A 19,036-nucleotide genomic window follows, 5' to 3' on the forward strand; every position below is an offset into this window, starting at 1 on the left:
ATTATTAGAAGGGCTGTAAACATCATTTGGCGAGGGGTTAGAGGATGAAATGAAGTTAAGGGAGCCTTTTAACATCATTTCCGCTTGAAATTAGTGCTGAAATGATTATTAGAAGGGCTGTAAACATCATTTCACGTGGAGTCAAAGGATGAAATGAAGTTAAGAAGGGTTATTAACATCATTCTGCTACGAATTTGAATATGAAATGATTTTAAGAAAAGCTATTAATATCACTTTAACAAAAGATTGAGTATGAAATGAATATAAGATGCCTCTACTTATATGGAATTGTGTTAATATTTAATTAAATGGGGTGCCTATCATGTTAGTACTCGGTATACTATTAGCTGCAGTTGGCTTGATGATGATTTTAAAACCTGGATGGATCTGGTTAATCACAGAGAGCTAGAAGTCTAATGATGGAACGGAACCTTCTGATTTATATATTTGGTCAACTCGTTTTGGTGGTGTCATGTGTACTATTGTTGGCCTTGCATCCTTTATAGTTAGTTTCATCGATTAGAATTGTGGGGGATAAAATGGAGAGGTTCATATTTTTATTTGGTATACTCGTGTTTTTCTTTAGCTTTATATTTTTTGTCATGAATTTCATAGGTGATTATGACGGAGTTGCTATGGTTATATCTGTATTCGCTATGTTAAATGCCAGCATCGCTATAGGTGTTTCGGAAATATTAACTAGAGTAAAAAATTAAATGAACGAACAAAAAAAGCTTTGAGGGCAACTACTCAAAGCTTTTCTACAAAGGAGAGATGTAGCAATTAAGTTATCGGTTGGTAATTCTATTCACTAAGCTCTGTATTACTTGTTGTACTGTAGAGGTATTTCGGATGGAATGCATCTCGGATCGAAATGCATTCATATTTTGATTGAAATTGTTTCCTGCTGAACGCATTAATTGCTGCAATTGACATCGTAAATCTTGAAACATATTTCTACCTCCTTTCTATTAGCATCTTATGAAAGGAGGTAGAGGGTGCTTTGTATGTTTTCCTCACTTCTATTAAAAATGGTAGATAAAATAGGCTTCATGGCATTATTTATTATTATCCGGGTTAAGCATTTTTGACATCATTTCTGTCATTTCTGCCATTTTCTTCTCGTCACTCATCATCTCCTGCATCATATCCATAGCAGTTTTCTTCATTTCTGGATTGTTCATCATATTTTGTAGCAATTCTGATGAGTTGCCATCTCCTCCTAGGTTCTTTAACAGGTCTGAAAGATTTTGGTTATTTGACATTGGATTCACCACCTCTTTATAGGGTAATTTTTTCATTACCTTTTTCGCGCCATTCATAACGTTTTGGGCATATTTTTTTCCATCCTCGGTCTGTAGTACTTGAAGTAATCCCTGAAAGCGATCCAATGATTCCGTATTTAAATTCCTGCTACGCCATTCTTTTCTTAACTGTTCGATGAAGTTTTCTAATTGTGGATTGTTAGTTGAGCGACTTTGAATTGAAAAGTTAGTAGGAAGGATTGGCATTCGATTGTGTCTCACAGTAGAGGATGGATTTCTTTGGTTTGATTTAGCTTCTCGGTATTTTCCAGCACCAGTACGTTTAAAGGTTGCATTAGTCATTTTATCACCACCTTTACAAAATTCCTTACGCTACATACGTACGCAAGGAAGAATCACTCGGGAAGTGTGGGAGTCTATTTTTTTAATAGAAAATATATGCTTGCCTACTAGAAGTAGTGTTAATAGGTTATTAATCCTGTTTGATTTAACCATTTTTCGGTAGAGGGGTTACTTCGTCCAAACTAAAGTGCTAGAAGTACATAGTTTATTAATGTGAGGCCTCACAGTAAAGGTTTGGGAGGTGTTAATAGATGTTAGCAGCATTAGTGTTACTATTCGTTTGGTTCGTAATCTTTACACCAATTATCTTGTTAATTGCGGTTCTTGCAGCTTTAACTTAATAAATAGCGTGTAGCAAGTCCATCCATTAAAATCTCTTCCATTATGAAAAGGTAGTAGTTTCTTGCCAGAAGCTACTACCTTATTTAATAGATGTATAAATTCTAATCTCCTCCCAAAACTAACTACATATGGAAAGGAGGAGTAGCATGAGTCCAAGACCAAAAGGACCAAAACAACAAGAGCAACCAAATCTTCCAAAAGCACCAGAAATGCCATATGGAGAAGGATTAGACGGATCAAAAAAGGTGAAACAACGAAATCACTCCCGTCAAAAACGCAACCCGCATCATGATATGTAACACGCTTAAAGACAGTCTTCGGGCTGTCTTTTCTTATGAAAAAATTGATTATATGGATAGGTTAACCTATTATAAAAAATATACGAACAAATGGAAAAAATGGGGGAAATACGATGCAAATAAAAGATCCATGGTTTACGGTGCAGGAAATTGATTCTACAACCTATGCAATAAGCGAATACGGCCATTGGGAGAAAGTACATTCATTTTTACTTATTGGTAAGGAAAAAGCTGCGTTAATTGATACAGGACTTGGAATTGATAACATGAAGCGGATTACTGATCAACTAACGGACTTACCGATTATTGTGATTACTACTCACGTTCATGCAGACCATATTGGTAGTCATGGCGAGTACGAAACGATTTTGGTGCATGAGGCAGAAGAGGATTGGTTAGTGAATGGAATAAAAGGGCTGACGGTGGAACAAATTCGAAAAGAGATGTGTCGAGACATCACAAAGCCGACTCCTGAAAACTTTAATCCAGATACCTATACGCCTTTTACCGGTAAACCAACGGCACTAGTATCAGATGGGGATTTGATTGACTTAGGAGATCGTTTACTTTCTATTTTCCACACACCAGGTCACTCGCCTGGACATATTAGCGTATTGGATAACGACAGAGAATATTTGTTTACAGGAGATTTACTTTATACCGATACTCCAATTTATGCTTTTTACCCGACGACAGATCCGGTGGCATTAGTGGATTCATTAGAGCGTATTTCATATTTACAAGTACAACGAGTTTTCGGGGCACATAACACATTAGGACTTGATCCGAGTATATTATGGGAAGTCCAAGATGCGGTTTATGAACTACGTAGAAAAGATGTTGTAAGACATGGGACAGGCTTACATACGTTTAAGAACATTAGCATTAAGTTTTAGGGGGGAGCTTGTTGTTTGATTCATTAAGGGTACTTAAGGATGGTACGGAGAAACAACAAAGAGCTTACAAAGCGATTCATCAATTGAATATAATGAATGATTTAGCTGACTTCAATCCAATCGTATGTGGCACGATACCAATAGGGATTGGTGTGGATCAGTCCGATTTGGATATCATTATGGAAGTTTATGATGGTGAAAACTTTAAGAGGAGGATTTATCAGCTTTATCATAGTCAAACTGGCTTTCGATTAAAAGATAGCTTTATTAGAGGGAAAAAGGTAGTTAAAGCTAATTTTCAATTCAATGGTTTTGAATTTGAATTGTTTGGTCAAGCGCAAGCGGTACCTGAGCAAAATGCATATGTACATATGGTTATCGAGTTTGAGCTATTAAAGAAATATCCAACTATTAGGGAAAAGATTATACGGTTAAAGCAGCAAGGGGTTAAAACTGAGCCAGCGTTTTGTCAGGTGCTTGGCATATCATGTGACGACCCCTATGAAGATTTATTAGTTTATGGTCGAGAATTGTTAGGAGATTAGCATGGGGCGTTAGCTAAAAGCTAAGGATGAGAGGTGTGACTAATGAGATTAGGATTGAAAAGAGATGAAGTGAAATTAGAAGCACATACCGAAGAATGGAAGGAAGAATTTCTTAGTATCAAACAAGAAATTCTGAACGCAACTCCGATCAATGAAGGTCGAATTGAACATATCGGTAGCACAGCCATTATAGGAATTGTTGCCAAACCAATATTGGATTTAGTTGTGGGTGTTAATGATATTGAGAATGTGGATGAAGCAATCTTCCATGGGCTTAAGGAAGTTGGATTTTTAAGACTTCGAGTGAAACGTCCAAATGAGATTGTTCTTGCTAAGTTTACGGATGAACGTATGAAGAAAAAACGCACTATATTCATCTCGTAGAATTTGAAAAAGAACTCTGGAAGGATTTAATATTCTTTAGAGATTACTTAAATGCCAATGAAACAGCAAGGGAACAATACAACGAATTAAAACTGAAATTCTTGGAAGAAAAAGATGGTGGAATCAAGGACTATACAGATTATAAGGAACAATTTGTAAAAAGTATTTTTGCGAAAAGATAATTAGAAAACAGAGGCTGTGACACAAGTTAAACAAAGGTTTCTAAGACGAACAATGCACTAAATTAGCCCCGGAAATATACGGAGACTCCTGCGGGAGGAAAGGCATCGGTGAGACCCCGTAATGCACCTGCGTCTGCTAGTAACGCTACGAAGAAGGATTCCTCGGTGCAAGGCAGCAAAGAAGCCTATTCAAGTAGTAGCCTGGCTCACCAGCCGCCCGCGGAAAGCGCAGTATATTTCCGGGGCGAGGTATATGCGCTAAATATCACTGTTCGGATTTATCTTTGTAATGAACGCTTATGTCCCAGCTTCTTTTTAATACATTAAATCAATATTGGTCCGAGTTATCCCTCCGCCTTAAGTCTGAAACTTTTTCGAACTGAGGGCCGTAGTAGGTACTATTACATTCGTTTACACTGAATATAGAAAATAAGTAAATAAAGAGGGGATGAGAGAAGATGCAACCGATAGTTGAAGTGAAGAACTTAAAAAAGTCTTACAAAAAACGAAAGACCAAAGAGTACATAACAGCTGTAAATGACATATCGTTTACCGTAAATAAAGGAGAGATCCTTGGTCTACTTGGTCCAAACGGTGCTGGGAAAACAACGACTATTAAAATGATTTGCGGCCTGGTAAAACCAGATAGTGGTTCGATTTCGATTAATGGGATTGATAATCAGAGTAAAAGACTCCAAGCACAGGAGCATATTAGTGCTGTTTTGGAAGGAAATAGAAATTTATATTGGCGTTTAACGGTTCGTGAAAATTTGGAGTATTTTGCCGGGAATCGTGGAAAGTCTCGTAAAGAAGTTTCCACACAGATTGATGATTTGTTAGAGCAATTTAACCTAAAGAATAAAGAAAAAGAAATGGTTAATCGTCTTTCGAGAGGAATGCAGCAAAAGTTAGCAATAGCGGTCGCTCTCCTTGCCGGTAGTGAGGTTATTTTGCTAGATGAACCAACACTAGGGTTGGATATTGAAACTGGCTATGAGGTACGTGAATTGCTTCGGGAAATAGTGCGAACACAAAAGAAAACAATCATTATTACCTCACACGATATGGATGTTATCCAGGATTTGTGTGAACGTACAGTGATTATTAATAGTGGAAAAATAGTTACGAATGATTATGTAGAAAATCTAATGAAATTGTTTGATGTGCGTGCGTATTCGATTAAGTTGGATGGCCATCTCAGTGAGGAGCAGCATCATCTTCTTCTAGAAAAATTCCCACAACTCGTGTACACCCCTGATACCTATCAATCGGTACTGGAAGTAGATCTAACACAGAGTCAAGAAATGTATGACCTATTTGATATTTTAAAATTAGAACAAATACCAGTCGATACCATTGATCGGAAGACAGTAAACTTTGAACAAGTGTTTATGAAGATTGTAAAGGGGGAAAGTGAAGATGCAATTCCTGAACGTGCTTAATGCGAATATCCGTAGAGAGTATATTTTATTAAAACGATATTTACCAAATACAATCGCAATGCTTATTACGTTTTACGTGCTATTTTTGGGAATGTTTTTCGGTATTACGTTAATTGGTGACCCTAGTACACAAGATGCGAATATCCAATATGTGATTGTAAATTATATTTTTTGGTTTTTAGCAATGGTTGTCGTCAATGATATTGGCTGGCAAATTACGAATGAAGCGACACAAGGGACGTTGGAGCAACTCGGTATGTCACCGATGGGGATTTGGAAAATCATGTTCTCTCGGTTGCTTTCAACGACATTAATAGAATTTGTTATTATTATTGGGTTATTGTATTTGAGTATGTTTACCGCTGGACAGTGGTTAAATGTAGACGTGTTATCCATTTTACCTGTATTAATCTTAACGCTGATAAGTATGTTTGGACTGGGGCTAATTATTGCTGGTTTTACAATGATTCTCAAACAAATTCAAGCTTTCTTACAGATTTTACAATTTATATTGGCAGGGCTAACGTTTGTGCCTTTATCTGTTGCACCATTCTTAGCATTTTTCCCATTTGTTAAAGGAATTGATATGGTGAGAGAGATTATGATTAATGGGGTAACAATAAGTGAATTTGCAATGGCAGATATCGCGATTTTAGTATTTAATGCCATCTTCTATTTTGGAATAGGATTATTTATTTTCTTACGTTGTGAGCGGTTTGCAATGCAGAAAGGGTTACTGGCTCATTATTAATACTTACGGTGTATTCCTTGGAATGACACCGTTTGATATTTTTTGAATCTTTTTTTAGTGTGTCTTCGTCTTATAGTATAGGGGGGAGTTTTTGATGAAGGCTTTACGTATTTCGATGATTTTTATTCTGATTATTACATACATTCTACTTTTTCCAGTCCCTAGTGGTGCTTGTTCTTGTGTGGAACCACCTGCTGTGCAGGATGAACTAGACCGTTCCTCTGCAGTTTTTCGTGGGGAAGTGATGGAGATCAAAGATGCTGATTATACGAAAAAAGTGCTCTTTCAAGTAAAGGAAATCTGGAAAGGGATTGAACAATCCCAAGTTATCCTGCTCACTGCAGAAAGTGGGGATTCATGTGGTTTTAATTTTAATGTGGGTCAAGAATATGTGGTCTATGCGACTGGAGAAGGAAGTTTTTCCACGAGCATATGTGACAGGACAGCTTCCGTCCAGTCGCTAAAAGTAGAAGAGGATTTAGAGGCACTTGGGCAAGGAGTGTCACCAGTTGAAATTGTAGACTTATCAAAAGAGATGAATAAATTACCAATCGCACTTGAAGTTGGATTGTGGGTTATTGGTGGCATAGTTGCCTTAATTTCCATATTGGCATTTATTCAATTGAAGAAAAGGTTACCATAAGAATAAAATTAAACTTTTTCCCCATAAATAGGTACATGTCTGATACAAGTACCGGTCACTTGTCATAGGTTAATAGTGAACTTATCACAAGAAAGGGGAATTTAAATGAGACACCGACGCGGTTGCAGATGTCCGAAATGTGTTGTTTATCCAACAAAGCATAATGTCGTGCATAACTGCACAGAAGAAACTGTTCAACATGTTCATCCTTCCCATACAACAGTAATGAATCACCATTTAATCAAAAATCAACATGTATTCCCACACTCAACTTCCGTTCAAAATACGGTTAATAGTGTAGATGTATATGGAGGTTCATTCGAGGTTCCTGCTGGACCAGGAATGGGTCCTGGAGCAGGACCAGGTCAAGTAGCAGGTGCAACATCACCAGGCATGGGACCAGGAATGGCACCAGGCATGGGTATGGGCCCTGGGATGGGACCAGTCATGAACCCAGGTCCTACTCTTGGAGGAAATGGAGGGTCTCCATCACCTAATCAGGTAGCGGGTGCAACATCTCCAGGTATGAACCCAGGTAACCCAGGCATGGGAATGGGCCCTGGTCCAGGGTGGGGACCAGGAAATCCTAACTCTCCTTGGAGAAAATAAACAACAGTAGCAAGAATGAGCTAGTAGAAACTGGCTCATTTTTTGTTTTTGCGAATGCCTGTTTAAAAGAGTAGTATAATGGACAAGTAGTTGTGAATTCGTGCAGAATAATTAATAAGGAATATAGATTTTGTAGTAAAAGGATGTTGTTAGATGAAAGTACTAACGGTAACAGGATATAAATCTAGAGAAATTGGTATTTTTAAAGAGAATGATCCAAAGATAGCTATCATAAAAGCGGCGCTGGAGAAGCGTTTGTTAGAATTTATTGAGGAAGGGCTAGAATGGATTCTTCTTTCCGGTCAGATGGGAATTGAGTTATGGACGGCGGAGATCGTAATGGACTTGAAAGAACAGTATGATATTCAGCTTGCTATAATCCCTCCTTTTGAGAATCAAGATGAACGCTGGCCAGAGGATTTAAAATTTAAATATGAGGAACTAACCATGGTAGCGGATTTTTATCAACCCCTGTATCAAGGGGACTATAAGGGACCATATCAATTCCGGGCAAAGAATAAGTGGCTTGTGGAGAAAAGTGATGGTTGCTTAATACTATTAGATGAAGAATATCCAGGAAGTGGAAAGTTTTTTTATGAAGAGGCGAAAAGGTCAAGTAAGGATTATCCAATCTATTTGATTACTCCTTCAGACTTAGATGATATGGCAGAAGAAATCCGCATGAGCGACCCAAATTATTGGAATTAGCGATATAATTTGCAGGAATTTCCTTTTTTAAAATCGAATACTATGTTAGATAGAAGGTTTTTAGTTGGAAACGACTAATATCGAACGAATAAGGAGTGGGAAAATGAAGAAGTTCCCTATACGCTATACTTCTAGACTTACTTTAATAGAAATCGAACAGCAACATGTCGGTGCAATCTTTGATATATTATCCAAGGATGATGTAACGAGATATTATGGTAGAGAAAGCATGAAAACGATAGATGAAGCCGAAGAGTTAGTGAACCACTTTCACATGCTGTTCCAAGGTGGTCGTGGTATTAGGTTCGGAATTGTTTGGAAAGAAACCCAGGAATTTATCGGTACAATTGGTATACATAATTACTCTCCTGCTATGAAGAGAGCCGAGATTGGCTTCGAACTTCATCCTGATTTTTGGAGGAAGGGTATTTTAAGCGAAGCGCTTGCTAGTATTCTCGAATATTGTTTTGTAGAGTTGGGACTCTATCGAGTTGGAGCTATCACTTTCCCGGATAACCTTGCATCGAATAGGCTGCTAGAAAAAGCAGGTTTCAAGCAGGAGGGAGTGCTCCGTGGTTACCTGTTCCAAAATAACCGTTCCCACGATGCCAATGTGCTGTCCTTGCTGAAGCCTGAATGGAGACGGAAGCAGCTGGAAGATGAGGAGCCAATCCAGTATACCGATTATATGACAGAGATTGTCAAGCGTTCAGAAGCTGCTGGCGATTTCGATGATCTACCTGGTAAAGGTAAACGACTCGATCTCGGTCCGAATTATGTGAATCCTTCAGAAGCGCAGCTGTATAAAACATTGAAGGACAATCATGTGTTACCCCAATGGGTCGAACTAGCTAACGAGATTGATAAATTAAAAGAGCAACTTCCTGATCTGGAGGGAAAAGAAAGGCGTAAACTAATAAAAGAGATCAATAAAAAAATAAAAGCATACAACTTCGCTTGCCCGCCTTCGTTGCAGAAGAATAAAGTGGCAGAGTAAGTGAGGAACAGCCCTTCTAAGTATATCGTGGGATGTATATTATAACGAATGAGAGGTTGGTCCTTAGAGTACGCTAGTATAAAAGGAAATATGAAAAAACCCGAACTAGGGTCTCTAGGACCTGGAGTTCGGGTGAGTTATTTTATTGGATGCTTACAATTTTGTAGTTATCATCAACCGAAGGGCGATCGAATTCATAATACCCAAAATGTGTTACTGTTTCAGTTTGCCCATCTGGAGTTGTTAAGTAAAAAGTAACATCTATGACGCCACCAAAACGAAAATCACTATATTCCATTAACGTGCTTTCATCAATGTAGACTTCTACATCAACAGAAGTGTAATCACCATGAAATGCATCTAAATAAGTAGAGTAGTTCTCATCGTAGTTTGTAAATGACTCTGCAATAATTTGCATATATTCTTCTTCTGTTTCTACAGTATAAACATTAGCGTAATGTTGTATTAAAAACGTTGCTATTCCAGCAAGGTCTGTTGGTTGGTCTAAATCTCGTTCTTGAATTTCTAAATCATCAGTCTGTTCTTCGCTATACAAGTTTTCCAGATATTTACTTGGAAGTATATCTTGGGCAATCATTTCATTAATGTGGTTATCCCATACCTCTACTTCATCCGTTGCTGGGTAGATTTCTCCAAGTTCATCTAATGTGCCATCCTCTTTTAACCATGCCTGTTTCGTAATAATCGTATTCTTGATTTTCCACCCTTCATCAGTTAGGTGTACAATATGGATTGCAAATGCATCATTTTGATAGTTGCTTTCAGGATTAATTTCATCCGTTCTGGTATTTTGTTGTACTTTTACTACAGCTTCATTTTCTTTATAATAGACAACTTCTTCGTTACTAATTTCTATGTTTAACCCAATAGATTCATATGTAGAGAAAGTAGTAGTGAAGTAGTCTTTCATCTCAGCTATCGTTTGTTCAAATGTTATTTGAGAAACATAAGTATCGACATCACGATTATTAGCAGCCGCTACATTTTCTCGAACCAATGCAATAACTTCCGATTCTATATCTACCGGCACATTATATTCGTTAACCTCTGCTTCTTCAGAAATTTCATTCGAACCATTTACCTCAACCTCATCATGTGTAGAAGTACTAGTTCCACAAGCAGTTAATAACATAAACGGTAAGATTAATAATAAAATATAAGTACTTTTCCTCATTTTGTTTCCCCCTGATGAATATATAATTATGTACAAAGTTGATTATACCATGACTTTTAGCCTATACTACTGGTTTATTTTACCAATCAGGGGTTGGTTTAGTAAATGGAGATAGATAGATTACTAACATCAAAAATAATCTCAAAAAAAGCGGGCCACTAAGCCCGCTCCTTCTTACCACAAATACTCCAACATATTCCCATTAAATAAATTCGTATCGATATTACAAGTTTCTGCATCAATAGCGTATTGCCAGCCGTATACTTTTGCGTTTTCTGGTCCTTGAGGATTATATTCTGGGGCGTTATCCTTTGTGGTGATTTCTTCTTGAGGGTATGCGGTCCAAACGATCATATTTTCTTGAGCATCTTTTTCCATCGAGTTGAAGGCATTCATGAGTTCGCTTTCTTCATCAAAGACACCGTAGACGCCTGGTTCATAGTCGGAATCACCTAAAGTCGAATACCAGCCTTCCATAAAAGCAGCATCCACTGGATAATTAGGTTCAATGTCTAGAAAAATAGCAACGCCTTTTGGAATTTCGAGCTCCTTTGCCATTGCGATAGCTTCTTCTGCATGACTAGCACCGTTGTCAGAGCCACGAGCATCTTCTACGTGGTTGTAAATGATGAGTAGTTGAATATCATTGTCGTGTAGTAGCTTTACTTCTGCGTTGTCAATTCCTGCGGATACTCCCTCTTTCTCTCCAAGGTACCTACCCCAAACTGTTGGTTTTCCGAAATTGTCTACTACGCAACCAAGGAACTCTTCATCCGTATAGCTTGCGGAGTCAACTCCCCAATGGATTTCATCACTTTTATCTTCCTTCTTTGCATCATCATTGTTTTTGTTGTCCTTATCTGACTCTTTTTCTTTATCCTTCTTTTTGTCTTTTTCCTCATCTTCTTTGTTCTTATTATCCTGTTCTTCTGTTGCTGGATCTGAGTTTCCATCGTTTGTTGGGGGAGATGGTGTATAGAAGAAATAGAAGAGTAAGGGAATGGATATGACAATAATCAAACTAATTAGGGTGAAAAGTTCATACTTTTTCATGGGTTTAACCTCCCTTCAGCCCCTATAGCATTTTATGGCTGCAAGGTGGAGGAAGTGTGGGCAAGTAGTATTGGAATATTTTGAAGGAATTCATACAGCGATGTCGAATAATAAACTATAAACACTTTGAACTAGGGGGAAGTATGGGAGAAATTCGAGAAATTCGTAAACGAGAGAAAGCTTATCATGATTCCTGTTATGAAAACTATAAATTATTTGAGTCGGGGTCTTGGTTGCATAAGCCAGTAGCAACAGTGATGAATTTACTACCTACATTTGAAAGCTACCAAACTCTAAAAGTTCTTGATTTAGGATGTGGGGTAGGCCGAAACAGTATACCAATTGCAGAGTGGATTCGCGATTCAGAGAAGAATGGTCAGATTGTATGCGTCGATCTACTAGATTCTGCAATTGAAAAGTTAACCACCTATGGGAAAGACTTTGGCGTATCCAATATTATTCAGCCTATTAAGGCATCAATTGAATACTTTCACATAGAAGAAAATACATATGATTTCACTGTGGCAGTTTCAAGTTTAGAACATGTTGAAAGCATGAAGATGCTCCAGGATGTACTAGTCAAAATAGCAAAAGGGTCAAAGCCAGGTGGGGTTGTTTGTATTATTATCAACTCTAATCTAGAAGAAATTGATATAGAGACCGGAGAAGATTTGGAAGTAAATGTAGAAATCAATATTCCTACTGAAGATATGTTTCAGGCTTTAGAGGAGGCATTCTTTGGATGGTCTATAATCAAAAGCATAACAAAACCACTAGCTTACGAGATTACTAGAGGTAGTCGTGAAGTACTCTTGAAAACAAATGCCATAACCTATGTAGTTAAAAATGAGAGGTGAACACCATGGATAAATGGAAAACATTATCATCTGATTATATCTATAAATCGCAATTTGGTAACCTTCGGAGAGATAAATTAGAACTTCCTGATGGGAACCTTGTTGATTCGTACTATGTGAATGAATATGAGGATTGGGTGAATGCCATCGTGCTTACGAAGGATCAACATATTGTACTTGTAAGACAATACCGTCATGCAGCACAAGATTTCTTTTTAGAAGTCCCAGCTGGAAAGCCTGAAGGAATGGAATCCTATCAGGAAGCAATAATCCGTGAGGTACGTGAAGAAACGGGATACATCACAGAATACGAGCCTATTAAACTTGGAGAATTTTTTGTTAATCCTGCAACGCAAACAAATAAGGTAATTAGTTATTTATTCCTAGATGCTTATCAAGCCTATGAACAAGACTTGGATCCTACTGAGTTTATCGATGTTCATTTAATTGATCTGGAAGAGATGGAGAGAATGATATCCTCTGGTGAAATCAATCAGTTATTCACAGCAAGTGCCTATTACATGGCAAAGTCATTTCTAATGAATCGGTTGAAGGAGGATTAAAATGACATCTTTGTATGTGAACTGGGGTGGTGGTATCGTTAAACTTACCTGGAAAGAGGATTACATCCCATCAACAGAGATAATTACGAGTGTACATGGGTTTTGTTTTTTAGATGGAAAGGTATTATTAGTAGATTTAAATCACCGTGGTTGGGACTTTCCTGGAGGACATATTGAAGTAGGGGAGACTCCAGAGCAGTGTTTTCAAAGAGAAGCAATGGAGGAAGGGTATGTAGAAGGAGATTTGAAACTCCTTGGTGCTGTTGAAGTTAGTCATCATGAAAATCCAAAGTGGGATGAATCTAGTAAGTACCCAATTGTCGGTTATCAATTATTCTATCGTATGGATATTACAAAGGTACATCCATTTGATGCACAATTCGAGTCAGGTAGAAGAAAATTTGTTCCGCCATCAGAATTAGCAAAAGAGAAAGACTGGCATGATATTTATCAGGCAATCCTGAATGCAGCATTATCACTTCAAAGGGGAAGAGTATAATATGAAACTTTATGGCGATTTCAACAGAGAAGACTGGATGCAAGCTCTAAAACTTAGTAAAGAAGAGATTCCAGAAGCATTTATTCTTCACGGCGAATGGGAACATCAAGAAAATATTGCGCTGTGGAAAAGGATATTGTCAGATGGGCAGTCGCTCCCGGAGTGGAATACGGTTATTGGAAAGTATCAAGGTACGAGAGTAGGATTTTCCAATGTGTTTGGAGGTCCTTCCGCAGCCATTTCAGCGCATAAATTTGGGATTATTGGAACTGAAAAATTCATCCAAACTGGATACTTTGGTGGACTTTCTCATGACGTTCAATATGGTGATATCCTGATTGTGACTAGTGCTTATATGGAAGATGGGGTTTCACAATGGTATTTACCTAAGAACACGCAAGTATATGCAGATCAGAAGCTAGTTGAGGATGCAATTGAATTCTGTGAAGCAAAAGGCTATCGCTATGTAACTGGTTCAGTCATGTCTACGAGTGCGATGTATATGGAAACAACGGATATTGTAAAAAGTTGGTCTGAAGATGGGCATATCGGCGTGGATATGGAAACAGCAACAACCTTTGCTATTGCGAAATATTTTAATAGAAGAGCTATTGGGTTGTTAAATCTATCTGATCATATTATTCAGGGGGATACTTTCTATACAACTACGCAGAAAACAAGAGATGTCATGGATGAAACAGACGAGAAAATTCGTGCTTTGGCATTGCATTTAGCTTCCAATAATGTAAATGCTTCCGTCTAATATCGTGAAAAAGGAGAACGAAATTGTCGTTCTCCTTAATTATTCCCATTATAACTTTCTACTCTCCAACCATCTAAAGAACTTAAAATGTAAAACGAAAAACAAAATGATAAATGGATAACACAAAGCGGAATACCACAACTTCCACTCATTATAGTTAATAAATTCAAATTGATGAGAAATAAACTCAAAAATAACAGCTAGCATGGAGCAAAGTAAGATATAAGCTATTTTCCATTTTATTGCTTTATGAAAAGGATAATAGTTCAAGATAATAACACAACCTGTAAAATATAAAACAACCTGTCCAACTAAAGGAGGTATTTGTACTCCGGCAGAATCCAACACATAAAACTTATATTTTACCGCTAGTACCATATCAACTATTAGCCCAAAGAGCGCTGCGAATATGGAGGTAGTATAGAGTTCGTGAGGGTTAACTTTTTTTGGAATGAAGTAAGCTATGAGTATAAAAACGAAGCTCGCAACAAACACAAAAGCAGTTTGTATATTCATCTGCAACCCCCATTTGTAGTTTTTCTAAGTATTATGGGTGTATTTATTTGGAAATATACTACTATTACAACTATCAACTAGGTATTTTGAAAACTCTATCAACGCAGTAATTCTTTCGTGAGATGGTTGAGATTCTCGCTGCTTTGTACCATTACGAATATGAATAGCTTCATTGATTAGTGGGTGCCATTTTGGTGGCATGTGACGTATTCCATATTCACCAGCTCCGAGTTTAGAAATGATACCGATTTCTTTTAGCGTGTAAAATTGGCGCAATAATCCTAGAACTGTCCATTCAATCTCTGTATCAATATCGTTCGTGGATAGTTTACTAATTTTATCGATGGAACCCTCCATCTGCTGAATTCGGTTTACCCAGTAGGAATTCATATTTTCTTGGACATAGTTAACTAACTGATTGCCATCAATATCCATTCTATATGCCTCTAACGAAGGCCCGAGGACACTAACTCCATTCTCTTTTAATAACCACCAAGTAATTGGATTAAAATTAAAGTAGTTTCCGAAGTAGAGTTGACCATCGTTATAATATGGATAGGAATCATCAGGGTGTTGGTCAAGCTTCCCTACATCCTCTGTCATGATATAAACGCCATCCATTTCAGGCTTATTATAGTTGGTTGCTAGTGTTGTATGAATAGCAGTTAACGCTTCTGTATCTTCTTCCGTTAATCGGCGGTTTGTAACCGTGATAAAGTCGATGTCACTTGATCCGTCCACATATGCATCTAATGCAATAGAACCGTGTAAATAGAATCCTTCCAATGTCTTTGGAAGATGCTTATTAAATAGTGAAATATAATTCTTAATCACTATTTCAACTTTGGGTGATAGCTTCATATGTCAATCTCCTAACTCTCTTAGTTTCTTTATAGCAGAATGGATGGTCAGTCTATGATAGGATAATAATTGATTCTTGTAGATAACACCGTAGACCCCATAAGGTGTAGGAGAAAGCCTCATTAATTCTTCCCGATTCTCTACGTCAATGATCGTGGCTTGTATCCCCAGTTTGTCTGCTCCTGTCACAACATTATCCGTTGCAATATCAATAAAAGGGCATTGCTGGGTACGAATAATCGTTAAATCTTCAAAACGTTTAAGGCGATCATCCCAGTCACTTGGAAAGTACGGCTCGGGTGCGTCTTTTAATTGATGAACGAGTAATTCAAAACCATACGGTGCCCGTGCAATTTCTTCAAAATTATTCTTGATAAAAATATCTTTACTGGGGGTCCAAGAAGTATCCGGGTTAGTAACAACCACAACCCCAGCTTTATTCTGTTCTTTAGCATCTTCTATACATTGTTGAATAAGCTTGGATGCATAACCTTTTCCAGTTATGCTTACCCATAAGCAATGAATCACGAGGTAATCCTCACCAAATACAACTCTAGAAGAATGCTCGATTGGCGTGTATTCAATAAATCCTGCAGGCTTATTATCTTCCATGATTTTAATGTACTTTAATCCTTCACGAAATCTATTCTTCAGCCAACCATTTTTGTTTTGATAGCCGGTTGAATTTGGCTTGCTTCGAAGACAAAAACAACCTTGCTGCTCTATATTTCCTTCTTCCAATTCAACCAATTCAATAGTTTGTACCATTAGATTTACCCCCACATTAACTATTCGCTATGATTCTATTTCACACATTTTGTTATTTGTGATTCCCTTGGTAAAAAATACCGATTTTGTCTTTATACTACCATAATAAGTGTTATAATGTTTACAAAATTTATATTTTTACAATTAGGAGGTTAGATGGTGACTAGTGATTTCTATTGTGAAGAGGTATTGAGTGGAAAGACAGAGGTAGAAAGAGTTTACGAGACAGATAATGTTCTAGCATATTATCACACTCGTCCCTTTTATCCAGTACATATAGTAGCAATTCCAAAGAAACATATACCATCATTAACTAGAATAGATGTAGCAGATACTGCAATTCTCCATGAATTATTAGAAGTTATTCAGAAAGTTGCACTAGAAGTAGAAGAAAAGCACGGTGCATGTAGAGTAATAACTAATTTGGGGGAATACCAGGAATCTAAGCATCTACATTGGCACATAGTTTCAGGCAAAAGTTATTCTTAGGAGGATGGATATGGAATTTAACAGCTTTTCTGCAGTCCAGGTTCGAATTGCGAGACCTACAGATAAATATGATGAAGTAATCGATTTCTATGAGAATGGCTTAGGACTAAAGAGATTAACAGATTTCACAGGGCATAGAGGATATACTGGCGTTATTTATGGTCTGCCAAACGCCCCCTACCATCTAGAGTTTACAAAGCATGTGGATGGCTCACCTTGCCCGGCACCAACAAAAGATAATTTACTAGTATTCTATATTCCAAACCAAGCAGAAATCCTATCAGTAAAAGATAGACTTGAGAAGATGGGTTACCTAGAGGTTGAACCAGAAAATGGATATTGGGAAGAAAAAGGAGTTACGATTGAAGACCCTGATGGCTGGCGAATTGTGTTAATGAATACAGAGGGTATATAACGTTTTTCGGAAAGGAGTAATCACATGGGTTCAAGAATCATGCACTTAATTATTGCTAAAAGAATAGCAGAACAAATCGAGATTAAAGATAAGGATGCTTTTATGCTTGGAGGTGTTGCTCCTGATGCTGTATATCCAAAAAATCTTTCTCATTTTTTTAGTGGAAGTGAAGACGATTATTCAACTACGGTTAAATTAGATAGGTTTCTGGAAAAATATCCTGAACGTAGCGATTACCTCTTAGGTTACTACACACACTTAATAGCCGATTATGTCTGGATTAAAGGTTTTTATTTTGGCTGGTTAAAGAATCGAATGAATGCAGATGAAACACTTTATGAAACATATCATCAGGATTTTCGTTTGTTAAATGGGAAACTACTTCATCATTACCAGATAGATTCCACTATCTTAGATGACCTTCAATTGGATGGGATTCATAATACGAAAGAAGTAAAAGCTGAGGATGTTATCAATTTTATTCCTTACGTGAAAGGGGATATGAATTATCCGAAAGAGCATCTTGAAGCTCCACTAAAAGTTTTTACATTCCAACAGATTATTGGTTATGTAGAAACTTCTGTAGAGCGAGGAGTGATGAAATTACGGGAGTTGGGAATCTCATGATGAAAATTCGGAATGTGTTGTTTAATGACCCTGAGATGAGCGGTATTGCACGTCTTTATAAAAGCGTTTGGGATACTAGCATGGAGGACTTCTTGGAACGGTTTAAACGACATGCGACATATCCTGGTTTCAGAGGAATAGTTGCTTGTCAGGAGGAAGAAATAGTAGGCTTTGCTTATGGCTATACCTCGATGAAAGGTCAATATTATCATGAACTTCTTTGTGAATCCCTTTCGAATACTGAACAGAAGGTGTGGTTAGCAGATTGTTTTGAATTGGTCGAACTTGTGGTTGACCCATCCTACAGAAGGAATAAAATAGGAGAAAAATTAGTTGCTGAATTAATTGGAAATGTCTCAAATCAGACTGCTCTATTAACAACACAAATGGATAACCTAGCAGCTCGAAATTTATATGGGAAAATTGATTGGGAAATCATTCAAGAAGATTTTATTCCAAATAACCAAGCAGTTCCTTATGTTATCATGGGTAAGAAACTAAATGGATGTACAACGGGAGAAGAAACGAATGCTTAAATATACAATAGGATTTATCAAGCGTGGGGATGAAATTTTGCTATTAAATCGAGAGGCTTCAACATGGATGGGCAGCTGGAATGGTGTTGGAGGAAAGCTAGAAGCAAATGAAACACCAATGGAATGTATTCTTAGAGAAGTTCGTGAAGAAACAGGTATTATTTTAGAGAATATGCAGTTTAAAGGGATTGTGACTTGGAAGGTAGATGATCAATATGATGGTGGCATGTATGCGTTTGTAGGTGAGGCCCCTGAAATATATGAGTACTCTACACCGATTAAGACAGATGAGGGAATATTAGATTGGAAGACGATTGATTGGATCTTTCACCCAGAGAATACAGGTGTAGCTAATTTGCAATACTTTCTAGCAGAGATGCTTCAGGATGAAGAAAATTATGAGCATCAGTTTATTTATCAAGAGGGTGAAGTGGAGAAGTTCGAGCGCAAAAAGTTACCTATTCTGGAAGAAATATACTAAGGAGCTAT

At 37.4% G+C, this 19,036-nt stretch carries 26 protein-coding genes and 2 pseudogenes; 21 read left to right on the forward strand and 7 right to left on the reverse strand.

Annotation, left to right across the window (positions count from 1 at the left end):
* The first annotated feature begins 322 nt into the window (after window positions 1–322).
* Window positions 323–523 (forward strand): annotated as a pseudogene (locus TE34_RS21660) (DUF6199 family natural product biosynthesis protein).
* A 16-nt stretch (window positions 524–539) separates the two neighbouring features.
* The gene (locus TE34_RS21175) at window positions 540–716 is read left to right on the forward strand and encodes a hypothetical protein (RefSeq protein WP_169749080.1); all 177 of its coding nucleotides are present in this window, start codon (window positions 540–542) and stop codon (window positions 714–716) included.
* A gap of 72 nt (window positions 717–788) precedes the next feature.
* On the opposite strand, the gene TE34_RS20880 is transcribed toward TE34_RS21175, so the two are convergent.
* Window positions 789–953 carry a hypothetical protein gene (locus tag TE34_RS20880; RefSeq protein WP_157037550.1) on the reverse strand — a complete coding sequence of 55 codons (165 nt, stop codon included), beginning with the start codon at window positions 951–953 and terminating at the stop codon, window positions 789–791.
* 105 nt (window positions 954–1,058) lie between these two features.
* Window positions 1,059–1,607 (reverse strand): hypothetical protein, encoded by a 549-nt coding sequence (locus TE34_RS00035; protein ID WP_047982779.1) that lies wholly within the window; start codon window positions 1,605–1,607, stop codon window positions 1,059–1,061.
* 488 nt (window positions 1,608–2,095) lie between these two features.
* Here TE34_RS00035 and TE34_RS00040 point away from each other — a divergent pair, with 488 nt between their 5' ends.
* The 10 genes and pseudogenes from TE34_RS00040 to TE34_RS21665 all read left to right on the forward strand — a co-directional run bounded on the left by TE34_RS00040 (window position 2,096) and on the right by TE34_RS21665 (window position 9,405).
* A complete protein-coding gene (locus tag TE34_RS00040) occupies window positions 2,096–2,248 on the forward strand; it encodes a small acid-soluble spore protein P (RefSeq protein WP_047982780.1) in 153 nt (50 codons plus the stop codon).
* Between the two features lie 113 nt (window positions 2,249–2,361).
* Window positions 2,362–3,144, forward strand: a complete 783-nt coding sequence (locus tag TE34_RS00045) for an MBL fold metallo-hydrolase (RefSeq protein WP_047982781.1) — start codon at window positions 2,362–2,364, stop codon at window positions 3,142–3,144.
* Between the two features lie 11 nt (window positions 3,145–3,155).
* Entirely contained in the window at window positions 3,156–3,689 is a 534-nt protein-coding gene (locus TE34_RS00050; RefSeq protein WP_047982782.1) for a DUF4269 domain-containing protein, read from the forward strand.
* 42 nt (window positions 3,690–3,731) lie between these two features.
* Window positions 3,732–4,255: pseudogene (locus TE34_RS00055) on the forward strand (GrpB family protein).
* A 458-nt stretch (window positions 4,256–4,713) separates the two neighbouring features.
* A complete protein-coding gene (locus tag TE34_RS00060) occupies window positions 4,714–5,697 on the forward strand; it encodes an ABC transporter ATP-binding protein (protein WP_047982783.1) in 984 nt (327 codons plus the stop codon).
* The gene (locus TE34_RS00065; protein WP_047982784.1) at window positions 5,675–6,448 is read left to right on the forward strand and encodes an ABC transporter permease; all 774 of its coding nucleotides are present in this window, start codon (window positions 5,675–5,677) and stop codon (window positions 6,446–6,448) included. The genes TE34_RS00060 and TE34_RS00065 overlap by 23 nt, the downstream gene beginning before the upstream one ends.
* 94 nt (window positions 6,449–6,542) lie before the next feature.
* Entirely contained in the window at window positions 6,543–7,091 is a 549-nt protein-coding gene (locus TE34_RS00070) for a hypothetical protein (RefSeq protein ID WP_053074911.1), read from the forward strand.
* Window positions 7,092–7,196: 105 nt separating this feature from the next.
* Window positions 7,197–7,700 carry a CotD family spore coat protein gene (locus TE34_RS00075; protein ID WP_047982786.1) on the forward strand — a complete coding sequence of 168 codons (504 nt, stop codon included), beginning with the start codon at window positions 7,197–7,199 and terminating at the stop codon, window positions 7,698–7,700.
* 153 nt (window positions 7,701–7,853) lie between these two features.
* Window positions 7,854–8,408 carry an SLOG family protein gene (locus TE34_RS00080; protein ID WP_047982787.1) on the forward strand — a complete coding sequence of 185 codons (555 nt, stop codon included), beginning with the start codon at window positions 7,854–7,856 and terminating at the stop codon, window positions 8,406–8,408.
* A 103-nt stretch (window positions 8,409–8,511) separates the two neighbouring features.
* Window positions 8,512–9,405: a GNAT family N-acetyltransferase gene (locus TE34_RS21665; RefSeq protein ID WP_064971715.1), complete on the forward strand. Its 894-nt coding sequence runs from the start codon at window positions 8,512–8,514 to the stop codon at window positions 9,403–9,405.
* Between the two features lie 142 nt (window positions 9,406–9,547).
* Here TE34_RS21665 and TE34_RS00090 read toward each other — a convergent pair whose 3' ends face one another.
* Together TE34_RS00090 and TE34_RS00095 are read right to left on the reverse strand one after the other, a co-directional pair.
* Window positions 9,548–10,600, reverse strand: coding sequence for a hypothetical protein (locus tag TE34_RS00090; RefSeq protein ID WP_047982788.1), 1,053 nt, complete (start codon window positions 10,598–10,600; stop codon window positions 9,548–9,550).
* Window positions 10,601–10,774: 174 nt separating this feature from the next.
* Entirely contained in the window at window positions 10,775–11,653 is an 879-nt protein-coding gene (locus TE34_RS00095) for a glycoside hydrolase domain-containing protein (RefSeq protein ID WP_047982789.1), read from the reverse strand.
* 143 nt (window positions 11,654–11,796) lie between these two features.
* Here TE34_RS00095 and TE34_RS00100 point away from each other — a divergent pair, with 143 nt between their 5' ends.
* Genes TE34_RS00100 through TE34_RS00115 form a run of 4 tightly spaced genes read left to right on the forward strand, consistent with a single transcriptional unit; the run spans window position 11,797 to window position 14,335 of the window.
* Window positions 11,797–12,510, forward strand: a complete 714-nt coding sequence (locus TE34_RS00100) for a class I SAM-dependent methyltransferase (protein ID WP_047982790.1) — start codon at window positions 11,797–11,799, stop codon at window positions 12,508–12,510.
* 5 nt (window positions 12,511–12,515) lie between these two features.
* On the forward strand, window positions 12,516–13,073 hold the full coding sequence (locus TE34_RS00105; protein ID WP_047982791.1) for an NUDIX hydrolase: 558 nt from the start codon (window positions 12,516–12,518) through the stop codon (window positions 13,071–13,073).
* Between the two features lies 1 nt (window position 13,074).
* A complete protein-coding gene (locus tag TE34_RS00110; RefSeq protein WP_047982792.1) occupies window positions 13,075–13,572 on the forward strand; it encodes an NUDIX domain-containing protein in 498 nt (165 codons plus the stop codon).
* A gap of 1 nt (window position 13,573) precedes the next feature.
* Window positions 13,574–14,335, forward strand: a complete 762-nt coding sequence (locus TE34_RS00115) for a nucleoside phosphorylase (protein WP_047982793.1) — start codon at window positions 13,574–13,576, stop codon at window positions 14,333–14,335.
* A 48-nt stretch (window positions 14,336–14,383) separates the two neighbouring features.
* On the opposite strand, the gene TE34_RS00120 is transcribed toward TE34_RS00115, so the two are convergent.
* From TE34_RS00120 to TE34_RS00130, 3 genes are read right to left on the reverse strand one after another with little or no spacing between them, the layout of a single operon-like run.
* Complete coding sequence (locus TE34_RS00120; RefSeq protein ID WP_047982794.1) at window positions 14,384–14,851, reverse strand: CBO0543 family protein; 468 nt, start codon at window positions 14,849–14,851, stop codon at window positions 14,384–14,386.
* A 24-nt stretch (window positions 14,852–14,875) separates the two neighbouring features.
* Window positions 14,876–15,712, reverse strand: a complete 837-nt coding sequence (locus TE34_RS00125; protein WP_047982795.1) for an aminoglycoside adenylyltransferase domain-containing protein — start codon at window positions 15,710–15,712, stop codon at window positions 14,876–14,878.
* A gap of 3 nt (window positions 15,713–15,715) precedes the next feature.
* Window positions 15,716–16,480 carry a GNAT family N-acetyltransferase gene (locus TE34_RS00130; RefSeq protein ID WP_047982796.1) on the reverse strand — a complete coding sequence of 255 codons (765 nt, stop codon included), beginning with the start codon at window positions 16,478–16,480 and terminating at the stop codon, window positions 15,716–15,718.
* A gap of 156 nt (window positions 16,481–16,636) precedes the next feature.
* Between TE34_RS00130 and TE34_RS00135 the strand changes: the two genes are divergently transcribed.
* From TE34_RS00135 to TE34_RS00155, 5 genes are read left to right on the forward strand one after another with little or no spacing between them, the layout of a single operon-like run.
* Window positions 16,637–16,969, forward strand: coding sequence for an HIT domain-containing protein (locus TE34_RS00135; RefSeq protein WP_047982797.1), 333 nt, complete (start codon window positions 16,637–16,639; stop codon window positions 16,967–16,969).
* 10 nt (window positions 16,970–16,979) lie between these two features.
* Window positions 16,980–17,384 carry a VOC family protein gene (locus TE34_RS00140; protein ID WP_047982798.1) on the forward strand — a complete coding sequence of 135 codons (405 nt, stop codon included), beginning with the start codon at window positions 16,980–16,982 and terminating at the stop codon, window positions 17,382–17,384.
* A gap of 24 nt (window positions 17,385–17,408) precedes the next feature.
* The gene (locus tag TE34_RS00145) at window positions 17,409–18,011 is read left to right on the forward strand and encodes a zinc dependent phospholipase C family protein (RefSeq protein ID WP_047982799.1); all 603 of its coding nucleotides are present in this window, start codon (window positions 17,409–17,411) and stop codon (window positions 18,009–18,011) included.
* On the forward strand, window positions 18,008–18,547 hold the full coding sequence (locus TE34_RS00150; RefSeq protein ID WP_053074912.1) for a GNAT family N-acetyltransferase: 540 nt from the start codon (window positions 18,008–18,010) through the stop codon (window positions 18,545–18,547). Before TE34_RS00145 ends, TE34_RS00150 begins: the two co-directional genes overlap by 4 nt.
* Window positions 18,540–19,028 carry an NUDIX hydrolase gene (locus TE34_RS00155; protein WP_047982800.1) on the forward strand — a complete coding sequence of 163 codons (489 nt, stop codon included), beginning with the start codon at window positions 18,540–18,542 and terminating at the stop codon, window positions 19,026–19,028. The genes TE34_RS00150 and TE34_RS00155 overlap by 8 nt, the downstream gene beginning before the upstream one ends.
* Window positions 19,029–19,036 lie beyond the last annotated feature (8 nt).

Origin of the sequence: Ornithinibacillus californiensis (assembly GCF_001038485.1) — a bacterium.
In the GTDB taxonomy this organism is placed as follows: Bacteria; Bacillota; Bacilli; order Bacillales; family Amphibacillaceae; genus Ornithinibacillus; species Ornithinibacillus californiensis.